The sequence below is a fragment of the Caulobacter sp. P1_B12_2 genome, from assembly GCF_056406675.1.
Map to the genome: position 1 here is coordinate 1 of NZ_JBFTZS010000547.1, position 2,731 is coordinate 2,731.

The 2,731-nt window shown below is 69.1% G+C and carries 5 protein-coding genes; 1 reads left to right on the plus strand and 4 read right to left on the minus strand.

The features are described from left to right. Positions 1-600 (plus strand): hypothetical protein (locus AC1DZ6_RS23020; RefSeq protein ID WP_477099436.1); only part of this gene is annotated, 600 nt, incomplete at its 5' end. 11 nt (positions 601-611) lie between these two features. Here AC1DZ6_RS23020 and AC1DZ6_RS23025 read toward each other — a convergent pair. From AC1DZ6_RS23025 to AC1DZ6_RS23040, 4 genes are all read right to left on the minus strand, one after another. Further along, complete coding sequence (locus AC1DZ6_RS23025; RefSeq protein ID WP_477099437.1) at positions 612-890, minus strand: HPr family phosphocarrier protein; 279 nt, start codon at positions 888-890, stop codon at positions 612-614. After that, positions 887-1,294, minus strand: coding sequence for a PTS sugar transporter subunit IIA (locus AC1DZ6_RS23030; protein ID WP_477099438.1), 408 nt, complete (start codon positions 1,292-1,294; stop codon positions 887-889). Before AC1DZ6_RS23030 ends, AC1DZ6_RS23025 begins: the two co-directional genes overlap by 4 nt. A gap of 75 nt (positions 1,295-1,369) precedes the next feature. Continuing rightward, entirely contained in the window at positions 1,370-1,804 is a 435-nt protein-coding gene (locus AC1DZ6_RS23035) for an HPr kinase/phosphorylase (protein WP_477099439.1), read from the minus strand. After that, on the minus strand, positions 1,801-2,731 hold a 931-nt coding region (locus AC1DZ6_RS23040), incomplete at its 5' end, for a HAMP domain-containing sensor histidine kinase (RefSeq protein WP_477099440.1). The genes AC1DZ6_RS23040 and AC1DZ6_RS23035, both read right to left, overlap by 4 nt.

Sequence of the window (2,731 nt, forward strand, 5' to 3'; positions counted from 1 at the left end):
GTCGAGGAGGCAAAGCATATCGAGCTGTTCGTCCGCTTCCGGCGGGCCTTCGAGGACGGCTTCGACGTGGCGTGCGGCTTCATCGGCCCGGCCGATGCGATCGGGGAGGCAATCCGCGACCACAGCCGGCTGGGCCTGGCGCTGTTCGTCCTCGGCATCGAATGGGCGACCCAGCGCCACTACGTCGAAAGCGTCCAGGACGATCAGGACCTCGACCCCCAGTTCAAGAGCCTTCTCAAGCACCACTGGATCGAGGAGTCCCAGCACGCCAAGCTCGACGCCCTGGTCTTCCTCGAACTGGCCGCCCGGGCCACGCCGGAGCAGGTCGACAAGGCGGTCGACGACTTCCTGGACATCGGCGCCTTCATCGACGGCGGCCTGGCCCAGCAGGTCCAGCTTGACCTGTCGGCGCTGGAGGCCGCCGCGGGACGCGCGCTTTCGGAGGCGGAGAGGCAGGCCTTCAGCCAGGTCCAGCACCAGGCGATGCGCTGGACCTTCATCGGCTCGGCCCTGCGCAACGAAGGGTTTCTGAAGACCGTCGGCGAGGTCAGCCCCGCCGCCCGCGCCCGTCTGGAGAGCGTCGCGCCGGCCTTCTGCTGAGGCGGCGCTCGCTACCGTTCCTCGTCGAACCGGTTCGACACCAGCTCGGTGAGGGCCTCGACCGCCGCGTCGGCCTCGGGACCCTCGGCTTCGATGTCGATGGTCGAGCCGATGCCGGCGGCCAGCATCATCAGGCCCATGATCGAGCGGGCGTCGACGCTGGTGCCCTCGCGGGCGACCGTCACCTCGGCGTCAAAGCCGGAGGCCAGCTTGACGAACTTGGCCGAGGCGCGGGCGTGCAGCCCCCGCTCGTTGATGATCTCGACCGTGCGCGCCGCCATGCGACTCACTTTTCCCCAGCGAGCACGTAGGAGGCCACGGAGATATATTTGCGTCCAGCCTCTTGGGCGTGGGCGACGCAGGCCTGCAGGGTCTCGCGCTGGCGCACGCTGGCCAACTTGATCAGCATCGGCAGGTTCAGGCCGGCGATCACCTCGGCCTTGGTCTGCTCCATCACCGAGATGGCCAGGTTCGACGGCGTGCCGCCGAACATGTCGGTCAGCAGAATCACGCCGTCGCCATCCTGATCGACAGCGGCGCACGCCTTCAGAATGTCGGACCGGCGACGTTCCATGTCGTCTTCCGGGCCGATGCAGATGGCCTTCACCGCGCTCTGCGGTCCGACCACATGCTCCATGGCGGAGACGAACTCCTCCGCCAGCCGCCCGTGCGTGACTATCACGAGCCCGATCATGCCTGATCTCTCAAACGGGATCCCCATAACCCGTGGCGACCAGGGAGGGTCGCGCGGGCCGCCTTGATACGCTTGTTAGTCGGCGACTCCAAGATGCTCAAACATCCGCCTGATTTTCCCCGGCGCGCCGGGTTCCAGAGGCCACAGGTCCAGCACGCGCGTGGAAACGCCTTCGATGGGCTGGAACATGGGATCCGGCAGCCTTTCGACCGCCTGCGGCCGATCCACGCAGCGCACCAGCAGGTCGATCTGGCAGAACGGGCGGGAGGACTGGGGCAGCACGCCCAGGCCCCGCGCCTCGACGAGGCCCGCCAGGGCGTCGGGCGCGCGGCCGTACAACTTTCCCCCAGAGACGAACACCAGGGTGCGGTCGTCGGCGACCAGGACGAAGCCCTGGTCGAGGGCCCGCAGCGCTAGGTCGCTCTTGCCGACGCCCGAGGGGCCTTCGATCAGCGCGCCGCGCCAGGTTCCGGCGACCCGGCGGGCGATCAGCCCCGCGTGACGGATCATTCGCGCTGGCCGCCGTGATGATGGGCGCCGTGGGCGCCGGCTTCAGGCAGGTCGATCCGGAACCGCGCCCCGATCACCCGCCCCTCGGCGTCCTTGCGGTTCTCCGCGCGCATGGTCCCGCCGTGCGCCTCGATGATCTGGCGGGCGATCGACAGGCCCAGGCCCGAATTGCCGCCGAACGCCTTGCCCTTCGGCCGCGAGGTGTAGAACCGCTCGAAGATCGTCTCCAGATTCTCGGCCGGTATGCCCGGACCGTCGTCGTCGACCATGACGATCAGCCGGTTGTGATGGTCGCGCAGCCCCGGATCGCGCTTCAGCGTCACCCGCACCTCGCCGTCGGCGGCGCTGAACGAGCGGGCGTTGTCGATCAGGTTGCGGAACACCTGCCCGATCGGCGTCTCGCGCGCCACGATCCGGGCGTGCTGCGGCGCGCCCTTGGCGTCGAACGTCACCCGCACGCTGCCCGGCGCCTCGCCCGGCCGCAGCTGGGCTTCGTACAGATGGATCACCTCGGCCAGCAGCAGGTTCAGCTCGAACGCCTTCGGCGCCTCGCGCGACAGCTCGGCGTCCAGCCTGGAGGCGTTGGAAATGTCGGTGACCAGGCGGTCCAGCCGGGTGACATCCTGCTGCAGAATGCCCAGCAGCCGAGCCCGGGCGGCGGGGTCGGTGACCAGGTCCAGGGTCTCGATCGCCGAGCGGATCGAGGTCAGGGGGTTCTTGATCTCGTGGGCGACGTCGGCGGCGAAGCGCTCGATGGCGTCCATCCGCTCGGACATCGAGTCGGTCATCTCCTCCAGCGCCCGCGAAAGGTCGCCCAGCTCGTCCTTGCGGCCGGAAATATCCGGCAGGGAAATGGCCCGCGCCCCGTCCAGCCGCACGCGGTCGGCGGCGCTGGCCATGCGCAGCACCGGCTGGGCGATCAGACGG